General features: G+C 71.3%; 14 protein-coding genes. 6 read left to right on the forward strand and 8 right to left on the reverse strand.

Annotated features, from left to right (window positions below):
• The first annotated feature begins 96 nt into the window (after window positions 1-96).
• Window positions 97-468, forward strand: coding sequence for an STAS domain-containing protein (locus tag ABFJ78_RS11245; protein WP_436385827.1), 372 nt, complete (start codon window positions 97-99; stop codon window positions 466-468).
• Between the two features lie 39 nt (window positions 469-507).
• Here the strand turns inward: ABFJ78_RS11245 and ABFJ78_RS11250 are convergent, their stop codons facing one another.
• The 3 genes from ABFJ78_RS11250 to ABFJ78_RS11260 are packed head-to-tail and all read right to left on the reverse strand — an operon-like array spanning window position 508 to window position 1,489.
• Window positions 508-774, reverse strand: a complete 267-nt coding sequence (locus ABFJ78_RS11250; protein ID WP_436385828.1) for a DUF4235 domain-containing protein — start codon at window positions 772-774, stop codon at window positions 508-510.
• Window positions 771-1,079 (reverse strand): DUF3618 domain-containing protein, encoded by a 309-nt coding sequence (locus tag ABFJ78_RS11255; RefSeq protein WP_372665500.1) that lies wholly within the window; start codon window positions 1,077-1,079, stop codon window positions 771-773. Before ABFJ78_RS11255 ends, ABFJ78_RS11250 begins: the two co-directional genes overlap by 4 nt.
• Window positions 1,076-1,489 carry a phage holin family protein gene (locus ABFJ78_RS11260; RefSeq protein ID WP_436385829.1) on the reverse strand — a complete coding sequence of 138 codons (414 nt, stop codon included), beginning with the start codon at window positions 1,487-1,489 and terminating at the stop codon, window positions 1,076-1,078. The genes ABFJ78_RS11255 and ABFJ78_RS11260 overlap by 4 nt, the downstream gene beginning before the upstream one ends.
• A gap of 130 nt (window positions 1,490-1,619) precedes the next feature.
• Between ABFJ78_RS11260 and ABFJ78_RS11265 the strand changes: the two genes are divergently transcribed.
• From ABFJ78_RS11265 to ABFJ78_RS11275, 3 genes are all read left to right on the forward strand, one after another.
• On the forward strand, window positions 1,620-2,081 hold the full coding sequence (locus ABFJ78_RS11265; protein WP_436385830.1) for an SRPBCC family protein: 462 nt from the start codon (window positions 1,620-1,622) through the stop codon (window positions 2,079-2,081).
• A gap of 80 nt (window positions 2,082-2,161) precedes the next feature.
• Complete coding sequence (locus tag ABFJ78_RS11270) at window positions 2,162-2,995, forward strand: aldo/keto reductase (RefSeq protein WP_436385831.1); 834 nt, start codon at window positions 2,162-2,164, stop codon at window positions 2,993-2,995.
• 74 nt (window positions 2,996-3,069) lie between these two features.
• A complete protein-coding gene (locus ABFJ78_RS11275) occupies window positions 3,070-3,543 on the forward strand; it encodes a hypothetical protein (protein WP_436385832.1) in 474 nt (157 codons plus the stop codon).
• A 60-nt stretch (window positions 3,544-3,603) separates the two neighbouring features.
• Here ABFJ78_RS11275 and ABFJ78_RS11280 read toward each other — a convergent pair whose 3' ends face one another.
• On the reverse strand, window positions 3,604-4,404 hold the full coding sequence (locus ABFJ78_RS11280; protein WP_436385833.1) for a GAF and ANTAR domain-containing protein: 801 nt from the start codon (window positions 4,402-4,404) through the stop codon (window positions 3,604-3,606).
• Between the two features lie 37 nt (window positions 4,405-4,441).
• Window positions 4,442-4,969 carry a hemerythrin domain-containing protein gene (locus ABFJ78_RS11285; RefSeq protein ID WP_436385834.1) on the reverse strand — a complete coding sequence of 176 codons (528 nt, stop codon included), beginning with the start codon at window positions 4,967-4,969 and terminating at the stop codon, window positions 4,442-4,444.
• 124 nt (window positions 4,970-5,093) lie between these two features.
• On the opposite strand from ABFJ78_RS11285, the gene ABFJ78_RS11290 reads away from it, so the two are divergent.
• Entirely contained in the window at window positions 5,094-6,608 is a 1,515-nt protein-coding gene (locus ABFJ78_RS11290) for a CHAD domain-containing protein (RefSeq protein ID WP_436385835.1), read from the forward strand.
• Window positions 6,609-6,711: 103 nt separating this feature from the next.
• Here ABFJ78_RS11290 and ABFJ78_RS11295 read toward each other — a convergent pair whose 3' ends face one another.
• From ABFJ78_RS11295 to ABFJ78_RS11305, 3 genes are all read right to left on the reverse strand, one after another.
• A complete protein-coding gene (locus ABFJ78_RS11295) occupies window positions 6,712-7,503 on the reverse strand; it encodes a SigB/SigF/SigG family RNA polymerase sigma factor (RefSeq protein ID WP_436385836.1) in 792 nt (263 codons plus the stop codon).
• Complete coding sequence (locus ABFJ78_RS11300) at window positions 7,500-7,949, reverse strand: ATP-binding protein (protein WP_436385837.1); 450 nt, start codon at window positions 7,947-7,949, stop codon at window positions 7,500-7,502. Before ABFJ78_RS11300 ends, ABFJ78_RS11295 begins: the two co-directional genes overlap by 4 nt.
• Before the next feature lie 62 nt (window positions 7,950-8,011).
• A complete protein-coding gene (locus ABFJ78_RS11305) occupies window positions 8,012-8,341 on the reverse strand; it encodes a plasmid stabilization protein (protein ID WP_436385838.1) in 330 nt (109 codons plus the stop codon).
• 120 nt (window positions 8,342-8,461) lie between these two features.
• Here ABFJ78_RS11305 and ABFJ78_RS11310 point away from each other — a divergent pair, with 120 nt between their 5' ends.
• Window positions 8,462-9,424, forward strand: coding sequence for an LLM class F420-dependent oxidoreductase (locus ABFJ78_RS11310; protein ID WP_436385839.1), 963 nt, complete (start codon window positions 8,462-8,464; stop codon window positions 9,422-9,424).
• The last annotated feature ends 15 nt before the right edge of the window (window positions 9,425-9,439 follow it).

A 9,439-nucleotide genomic window follows, 5' to 3' on the forward strand; every position in this document is an offset into this window, starting at 1 on the left:
ACCTGTGGGCACAGGGGCGTACGGTCGAGGGCGTTGGCTGTTGTTCAGACTCACGTGCTCCGGTCAGCGCCCCTGCACGCTTGAATAGGGAGCGCCATGTACTGCTTTCGCACGATCGACGAACCGTCCGGCTTGACCTTCACCAGCACCGTACGACCGGGCGAGGTCCGTGTCGTCACGCTGGTGGGTGACATCGACGCCGCAACGGTCGGCACCCTCGAGGAAGCTCTCGCGACCGGCGAACGGCTGGTCGTCGACCTCACCCGCGTCGCCTTCCTCAGCTGCGCCGGCGTCCGGTCGCTGCTCGAGGCGAACACCCGCGCCGAAGTCGCGGTCGTGGCCGGCGGCCACGCGGTCACCCGCTCGCTGGAGGCCACCGGCGCGGACCTGCTGCTGGACATCCACCCCCGGGTCGGCGACGCGATCGCGAACCTGACGCCGGTTCCCGAGCCCGGCCGGGAGGCGTGACCGCCCGGCGGACCCGCCTCCCGCCGTCCACAATGGACGTCAGTCGTCGTCCGGCCAGTCCCCGGTGGCCTTCTGGTAGCCGATGGCACCCGCCCGCTCGGTGGCGGCCTTGACGGCGGCGAAGATCGCGCCCTGCACCGCCGCCGCGATGATCACCTGCTGCCAGGTGTAGTCGCGGTCGGTGGCGTCGGGCGCGTCCTCTTCGCCGGCCACGCGCTTCCAGACCTGCTTGAACGCCTGGCCGGCGAGGACGCCGCCGAGGGCGCCGACGACCCAGCTCAGCGGCTTGTACAGGACCTTGTTCACGAGTCGTTCCTCCGTCGCAGGATCAGCCGGATCAGGATCACGAGGCCCAGCACGCCGGCGAAGACCGGCAGCGGGTTGCTGCGGACGACGTCGGCGCCCTGGCGGAACTTGACCGCGGTCGGCTCGTTCGTCACGTCGGCGACCTTCGCGGTCGCGTGGTCCAGCTTTTCGTCGACGCTCTCCTTGACCCGGGTCTTCACGTCGAGCTTCTGCCCGAGCGCTTCCAGCGTCTCGGTCAGCTCCTCCCGGGTGGTGTCCCGGTCGAGCCGGGCCTCTTCGGCGTTCTTCGGGAAGTCCCCGCTCATGTGTGCACTCCCTGCTTCACGGTCTCCACGTCTTCGCGGACCCCGCTGATCGCTTCTTCGGGCACCGGCGGCACGCCCTGCGTGACTTCCTTCTTGCCGATCAGCGCCGCCACGCCGGCGATCAGGAACAGCACGACCGCGACGATCACCGCGGCCAGCCAGCCGGGCAGGACCAGCGCCAGCGCCAGCACGGCGGCCGCGACCAGCGTGCCCGCGCCGAACAACGCGAACAGGCCCGCCGCGCCGAACAGCCCGGCGCCCACGCCCATCTTCTTGCCCTTGCGCTGCAGTTCGAACACCGCGAGCCGCATCTCGTCCCGGACGAGCCGCTTGACCTCGTCGGTCAGGTCCGTCACCAGCTCACCGACCGAGCGGTCGGCCGCCGGCTTCTTGTTCGCTTCTTCGATCACGGAACACCTCCTTGCCTGGCCGCCGTGTACCCGGGCCGGCGCGGGGTCAATCACGCCGGGTTTGACCGGTGCGGCACCGGGTAGCCGATTCGACGACACCACCGACGAGCCCATCGACGAGGAGGAGTGCATGAGCACGATCACCGAAATCGTGGACGTGGAGGTCCCCGTTTCGACCGCGTACAACCAGTGGACGCAGTTCGAGGAGTTCCCGCGGTTCATGGAGGGCGTCGAAGAGATCCGCCAGGTCGACGCCACCCACACCCACTGGGTGACGAGGTTCGGTGGCGTGACGCGCGAGTTCGACGCGACGATCACCGAACAGCACCCCGACGAGCGGGTCGCCTGGACGTCGGACTCCGGTCCGGACCACGCCGGGGTGATCACGTTCCACCGGCTCGACGACTCCCACACCCGGGTCACCGCCCAGATGGACATCGACCCGGAGGGCTTCGCCGAAAACGTGGCGGACAAGCTCGGCGTCCTCGACCGCCGGGTGAAGGGCGACCTCAAGCGGTTCAAGGACTTCATCGAACACCGCGGCGGAGAGAGCGGCGCGTGGCGCGGTGACGTGGACCGCCCGGGCACCTAGCTCACACGATCGAGTGACACGGCGGGGCGGGTTCCGTCCCGCCGTGTTTTGTGCCCGGAACCCTCGGGTAGGCGGCAGGCATGACGACCACCGACGTCCCGGCCGTGGAACTGAACAACGGCGTGCGGATCCCGCAGTTCGGGTTCGGCGTGTTCCAGATCCCGCCGGAGGACACCGCCCAAGCCGTGCGGACCGCGCTGGAAGCGGGGTACCGCCACATCGACACGGCGCAGATGTACCGGAACGAAGAAGGCGTCGGCGCCGGCGTCGCGGAGTCCGGGCTCGCGCGCGAAGACGTGTTCGTCACGACGAAGCTGGCGAACGACGCGCACGGGCACGACAACGCGATCACCGCGCTGGAAGGCAGCCTGCGGCGCCTCGGCTTCGACCACGTCGACCTCTACCTGATCCACTGGCCGTTGCCGCACAAGGACAACTACGTGCGCACGTGGCAGGGCTTCGAGGACATCCTGCGGGCCGGCAAGGCCCGGGCCATCGGCGTCTCGAACTTCCAGCCCGCGCACCTCGACCGGCTCGCCGAGGAGACCGGAACCGTGCCCGCGGTCAACCAGATCGAGCTGCACCCGGCGCTGCAGCAGACCGGACTGCGCGAGTACCACCGGGCGCACGGCATCGCGACCGAAGCGTGGAGCCCGCTGGCCCAGGCGGAAGTCCTCGACGACCCCGTGCTGACGGATCTCGCGGAGAAGCACGGCCGGACGGCCGCGCAGGTGGTGCTGCGCTGGCACATCCAGCTCGGGAACATCGTCTTCCCGAAGTCGTCGTCGCCGGAGCGGATCCGGCAGAACATCGACGTCTTCGGCTTCGAGCTCGACGACGAGGACATGACGGCTATCGGCAAGCTCGACGACGGTCACCGCACCGGGCCGGACCCGGAAACCTTCACGGGGTGACCACGGCGTTTCCCTCCGCGACCGGCCGGGTACTTCACCCGAAGAGGTCCCCCCAGGAGAAGGAGCGTCCCGGCATGACCACGAACGCGTACCTGTCGTTCCTCGCGATCGGCGTTGCGCTGGTCCTGATCGACGGGCAGATCATCTACCGCAGCGGCCGCCGCTACCTGGAGAACTCCTACGGCGACCCGGCGGCCGGCGCTTCGATGACCCGCCTGGTGACCGTGTTGTTCCATCTGGCGACGCTGGGCGTGCTGGCGCTGGTCTCCACCATCGACATGGGCGGCAGCGACCTCCCGGGCGTCGTCGGCCGGCTCGGCGTGCTGTTGCTGATCCTCGCGATCGCCCACGCGATCACCCTCGCCGCGCTCGCCCGCATCCGCGGCGAGCAGGAGGTGGAAGCGGTGGTCCAGCAGCGCGGCGGCCGCCCGCAGCAGCGGGTGGAACCCGAGCCGCAGGCGACGGTCACCCCGGTGCCGGGCCAGGACGGCCGCTACCCGACCGCCAGCCCGTCGCTGGAGAACCGGTCCCCGTACTCGGCCCAGTAACGGCGTACGGGCGAAGGGCGGCACTTTCACGTGAAAGTGCCGCCCTTCGCCGTATCCGCGTCAGTGCTCCGCGACCGGGAGATCGACCTCGGTGTGCCGGGTAGCGAGCGTCAGGGCCAGGTCGGCCAGCTTGACGTTCAGGTCCTGGGACGCGCGGCGCAGCACGTCGAACGCCTCGTCGGCGGTGATGCCGCGCCGCTGCATCAGGATGCCCTTCGCCTGGCCGATCACGTCCCGGCTCTCCACCGCGCGGCGCAGGTGCTCCCGCTCCAGCTCGGCCGTCGCGACGGACTCCGTGTGCGCCAGCGCCAGTGACGCGTGCGTCGCCAGCAGGAGCGCCAGGTCGATCGAGCGGCTGTCGAACGCGTCCGGCCGGCTCGAATAGATGTTGAGCGCGCCCGAGAGACGGGGCGGGCGGGCGTCCGGGAGCAGCGCCGTCGCCAGCACCGAGTGGTAGCCGAAGCCGGCCGCGCCCGGGCCGAACGACGGCCAGCGCGGGTCGTGCGCGAGGTCCTGGGACCAGCCGATGGCCGGGCCGTCCGGCCGGGCCGACTCGACGCACGGTCCTTCGTCGTGGTCGTACTGGAGCTGGTCCAGCCGCACCGCGACCGGGTCGGTCTCGACCGGGGTGTGGTACCTGCCGCCGGGCTCCCGCAGGGTGACGCTGACCAGGTCCGCGCCGGGGACGAGCGCGCTCGCGGCCCCGACGACCAGCCGCAGGACGCCGCCGACGGTGGGGGTCGCGTCGAGCAGCAGACGGGTGAGGTCGGCGAACTGCCGCGTCAGCGGGCCGGCCGGCGGCTCGCCGTCCTGCCCGAACCGCGCCCGGTCGCGCGCCCATTCGTCTTCACCGATGCTCATGCCCGTATTCAACCCGATGCCGGCGCCCGCCCGGTGCTCAACCGGGTGAGTCCGCGGCCCGGCGGAGCGCTTCCCGCGCCCGGTCGACGACGTCCGGTCCCGGCCACAGCTGGTCGGACTGCGGCACCCGGTCGGACAGGTCCGGGTGCGGCACCGTCGCCGCGGCGGCCCGGACCGCGAGGACCTCCTTGCCGAGCTCGGCCCGCCGCTCGGGCGAGCACGTGAGCCGAACCTGGCGCACCGCAGCCGGGCCCTCGTCGTGGACGTGCCGCCGGACGGCGCGGATCAGCCCGCCCAGCAGCCGCTCGAACCGGGTCTCCTGCGGCCCCGCGCCCGCCAGCTGCCGCATCAGGCCGTCCGCCTCGGTGAGCGCGCCGTCGCCGTCGAGAAAGGACTCTTCGGCGACGGTGTGGCGGACCAGCTCCGCGATGAGGTGGTCGGCGAGGTCCTTGCGGTTCTCCGGACTGCCCTGGCCGAGCTCGAGCTCGGTGCACAGGCGGTCCAGCTCGCGGTGATCGCCGGCGAGGACGGTGGTCAGGTCGGTTGCGGGCTGGCTGCCGTTCATGCACGCTCCTGGTCCGGGCTCGGGGGTCGCGTCCGGGATACCCGCTGCTCGCGCGGCGAATCCCGTGTCGGGCCACGGCCCGCCGGGTATCCGCCGGGTGAACCGGTCCCAAGGGAGGATGATCATGGCAGCGCCGTCGTCGGTGACCGAACGCGAGCGCAAGTACGAGATCGTCGCGGGCAGCGGGGTGCCGCGGCTCGTCGGCGTCGCCGGTGTCACGACGCAGGACGACCCGGTCGAGCAGATCCTCGACGCGTCCTACTACGACACCGAGACCTTCCGGCTGGCCCGCAGCGGCATCACGCTGCGGCGGCGCGTCGGCGGGCACGACGCGGGCTGGCACCTCAAGCTGCCGGTCTCCGCCGACGAGCGGCAGGAGATCCAGCTGCCGCTGGGCGGCGACCCGAACAAGGTCCCCGGCCGGCTGCGCCGGCTCGTGCGCGCGTTCACACTGGGGGAGAAGCTGGTGCCGATCGCGCACCTGCGCACCGACCGGTTCGCCCACCGCCTGGCCGACGGCGACGGCCGGACGGTCGCGACGCTCACCGACGACCACGTCACCGGCGAGGCCGGCGGCGAGAGCGCGCGGCTCGACGAGTGGCGGGAGCTGGAACTCGAGCTCGAACCCGGGACCGACCCCGGCCGGCTCGACGAGTTCGACCGGGCGCTGGCCGAAGCCGGCGCCTCGGCCTCGCCGTGGCCGTCGAAGCTGCGGCGCCTGATCGGCGACCGCGTCCCGGCGCCGCCGCGCGGCCGCAAGAAGCCGACGGCGGGCGACGTCGTGCTGGCCTCGCTGCGCGACCACTACGCCCGCCTGCGCCGCGCGGACGTCGGGGTCCGGCTGGACGTCGAAGACTCCGTCCACCAGATGCGCGTCGCGACCCGGAAGCTGCGCAGCGCGCTGCGCACGTTCGGGTCCATTGTGGACAAAGAGGCGACCGCGCCGCTCGCGGCCGAGTTGAAGTGGCTCGGACAGCAGCTCTCCCCGGCGCGGGACACCGAGGTCACCGAGCAGCGGTTGCGCGAGCGGCTGGACGACGTCCCGCCGGAGCTGGTGTTCGGGCCGCTGCGCCAGTACCTCACTCGCTACTTCGCCCGCGAGGCCGAGGAGGGGCGGACCCAGGCGCTGGCGACGCTCACCGGCAAGCGGTACCTGAACCTGCTGCGCGCGTTGGACACAGTGGTCGAAGAACCGCCGTGGACCGGCCGGGCGCGCAAGCCCGCGAAGACCGCGTTGCGCAAGCCGGTCCGCAAGGCCGCGACGAAGCTGCGCCGCGCCGAAGCGGCGGCGAGCGGCAAGCACGGCCACGAGCTGGAGCTGGCGTTGCACGACGTTCGCAAGAAGGCCAAGCGGGCTCGCTACGCGGCCGACACGGTGAAACCGGTCTACGGCAAGAAGCTGCGGGCCTGGCGCAAGAACGTCAAGGCCGTCCAGAGCACGCTGGGCGAGCACCAGGACACCGTGGTCGGCCGGGACGTCCTGCGCCACCTGACCATCGCCGGGCACGGCGAAGGGCAGAACACCTTCACGTTCGGGATGCTGTACGCGCGTGACGCCGCGGCGGCGGACGAGCTGCGCGAGCGGTTCGCGGGGGAGTGGCGGCGGCTCCGCAAGGGCGACCGGCCGGGCTGGCTCTGAAGCAGCACGGCACCGTCTTGAACGAGTCATTCAGGACCGGCGAGGTCCTGAATGACTCATTCAAGACGGGTGGTGAGGAAGAAGGAACGGGAACCGGCGGGCGTCAGCCCTCGCCGGTGAGCTTCCCGCGGAGCTGCTCCAGCGTCTGCGACAGCAGCCGGGAGACGTGCATCTGGGAGATCCCGACGCGGTCGGCGATCTGCGTCTGCGTCAGCCCGCCGAAGAACCGCATCACCAGGATCGCGCGCTCCCGCTTGGGCAGTTCCTGCAGCAGCGGCTGGAGGGCCTCGTGGTTCTCGACCATGGCCATCTCGTGGTCGGGTTCCCCCATGGTGTCCGCCAGCGACAGCGCCTCGGCGTCGTCGTGCACCGGCTTGTCGACCGACAGGGCCTGGTAGGCGTTGCCGGCCACCAGCCCTTCGCGGACCTCTTCCACGTCCAGGTTCAGGTGCTCGGCCAGCTCGGTCGGCGTCGGGGCGCGCCCGAGGCGTTGCGACAGCACCGCCGAGCCCTGGCTCAGGGACAGGTGCAGCTCCTTGAGCCGCCGCGGGACCCGCACCGACCAGCCGGTGTCCCGGAAGTGCCGGCGCACCTCACCCATGATCGTCGGCACGGCGAACGACAGGAAGTCGTGGCCCCGCGTGGGGTCGAACCGGTCGACGGCGTTGATCAGGCCGATCCGCGCCACCTGCACCAGGTCTTCCCGGGGCTCGCCGCGCCCGGAGAACCGGGTCGCGATGTGCTCGGCCAGTGGCAGGAGCTCGGTCACCAGCCTGCTCCGGACCACCTCCCGCCGCGGGTCGTCGGCGTCGAGGGTTCCCAGTTCCTCGAACAGCGGCTCGCAGTGGGCGTATTCGTCCGGGCGGTGGAGGAGGGTTTTCCGCTCGCCGCTCACGCGCTCGTTCCCGGGTTCAGCACCAGCTCGATCGTGACGATGCCCGCGCCCCCACCCGGAAGGACGTCGCTGTGCGCGGTCACCGACCGGCTCAGCGTGGTGAGCACGTGCCAGCCGAACGTGCGGTCGCTGGGCGGCCGCGCGTCGCTCGACCGGGTGGAGACGACGACGTGCAGGCCGTCCTCCTTCTGCACGAACCGGCAGTGCAACTGGGTGCCGAGCTCGGCCAGCTGGACCAGCTGCGCGCAGGCCTCGTCGACGGCCATCTTGGCGTCGGCGATGGCGTCCAGCCCGAAGTCCGCGCGCGACACGACGCCGTGCGTCAGCATCCGGACCAGCGGGATCTGCTCCGCCATGGCGGGCAGCCGCAGCTCCACCGGCTCCTCGAGCAGTTCGTCCAACGTCGGCTTGCTGCTGTGCGAGCCGCCGCTTCGTGTTTCTTCCATGCGGGAGGTACTACCCATCTGGGGGAATGCCGACACTTGCTGATCAGGGGTTTCCGGTTTCGTCACCGGCCCAGCGCCCGTTCGAGTTCCTTCTTGGTCATCGTCGAGCGGCCGTTGATGTTCCGCTTCTTCGCTTCGTTGTACAGCTGGTCCTTGGTCGGGCCGCCGGGGCCCTTGCGGTTGCCGGAGCGCTCGCCGCCGCGCTTCTGCGGCGACTTGTCCTGGACCGAGGTCTTGCTGGCCTGCCGGGACTCGCCCGACTGCGCGCGGTTCTTGTTCACGGTCCGGGCGGCGATCTCCTTGGCCCGTTTCGTGCTGGCCCCGCGGTCTTCGGCCGAGTCCTTGACGTGCTCATATTGCCGTTCGCGCTTGCCGCTCCACGACTGGGGCATGGCACACTCCCTTCTCTTCGCGGGCTGAGTACCCGGTTGATCACCCGGTAAACCCCCACGGCGCTCGGTTACCCGCGCCGCCGGGCGGGTACGCGGGGGGCTGATCGAGAGGAGGCGCCGATGAAGATCGGCTACACGCTGATGACCGAGCAGGCCGGCCCGAACGACCTGGTCCGCTTCGCCGCCGGTGCGGAACAGGCCGGCTTCGACTTCGAGGTCATGAGCGACCACTACTCGCCCTGGCTGGACGAGCAAGGGCACGCGCCCTACGCCTGGAGCGTGCTGGGCGCGGTCACCCAGAGCACCGAGCGCGTCGAGCTGATGACCTACGTGACCTGCCCGACCATGCGCTACCACCCGGCGGTCGTGGCGCAGAAGGCCGCGACGGTCCAGGCGCTGTCGGACGGCCGGTTCACCCTCGGGCTCGGCGCGGGGGAGAACCTCAACGAGCACGTCGTCGGCCGCGGCTGGCCGCCGGCGAACGTGCGGCACGACATGCTCGCCGAAGCCCTGCAGATCATCGGCGGCCTGTTCGACGGCGGCTACTTCGACTACGAGGGCAAGCACTTCCGCGTCGATTCCGCGAAGCTGTGGGACCTCCCGGAGACCCGGACGCCGATCGGTGTCGCGGTGTCCGGTTCGCAGTCGGTCCGGCGGTTCGCCCCGGTCGCCGACGCGATGATCGCCGTCGAGCCGAAGGCCGAGCTGGCGAGCGAGTGGGACGCGACGAAGCCCGGGCCGCCGAGCCGCAAGATCGGGCAGATGCCCGTGTCGTGGGGCACCGACCGCGACGCGGCGGTGCAGCGCGCCCACGAGCAGTTCCGCTGGTTCGCCGGCGGCTGGAAGGTCAACGCCGAGCTGCCCGGCCCGGCCGGGTTCGCCGGCGCCACCCAGTTCGTCCGCGAGGACGACGTCGCCGGCTCGATCCCGTGCGGCCCGGACGTCGAGCCGATCGTCGAGGGCCTGCGCGAGTTCGAGAAGGCCGGTTTCACCGACGTCGCCCTGGTCCAGATCGGCGGCGACCAGCAGGACGGCTTCCTCGACTTCGCCGAAAAGGAGCTGCTCCCGGCCCTGCGGGACTAGTTCCACCCGTTCGGG

The sequence above is a fragment of the Amycolatopsis sp. MEPSY49 genome (assembly GCF_051337345.1).
Lineage (GTDB): Bacteria > Actinomycetota > Actinomycetes > Mycobacteriales > Pseudonocardiaceae > Amycolatopsis.